General features: G+C 73.2%; 1 protein-coding gene. It reads right to left on the bottom strand.

Annotation, left to right across the window (positions count from 1 at the left end):
- Positions 1–291, bottom strand: a 291-nt coding sequence (locus FNH21_RS16750) for a potassium-transporting ATPase subunit C (protein ID WP_152817190.1), incomplete at both ends; no start/stop codon positions are given.

The raw sequence follows: 291 nt of genomic DNA, 5'->3' as shown, positions 1-291 counted from the left end.
AGTGCGAGATTCAACTCGACCACGTTGACGGACTCCTCGCCGAGGAAGCCGAGGTCGGGGCCCTGGGTGTTCTCCTCCACGAGGGCCTCGACGTCGGACTCCGCGAGGCCGCGCTCCACCGCGACGCGCGGCACCTGGAGCTGCGCGTACTCGGGGCTGATGTGCGGATCGAGGCCCGAGGCCGACGCCGTGAGCGCGTCCGCGGGGACGGACGCCGGGTCCACGCCCTCGAATGCCGCGACGGCGGCACGGCGCTCCTCGACAGCGGCCACGAGGTCCGGGTTCTCCGGG

The organism is Arthrobacter bussei (assembly GCF_009377195.2).
GTDB lineage: Bacteria > Actinomycetota > Actinomycetes > Actinomycetales > Micrococcaceae > Arthrobacter_D > Arthrobacter_D bussei.
The sequence above is the reverse complement of the archived record's forward strand: the minus strand, read 5'-3'. Positions and strand labels throughout refer to the sequence as shown.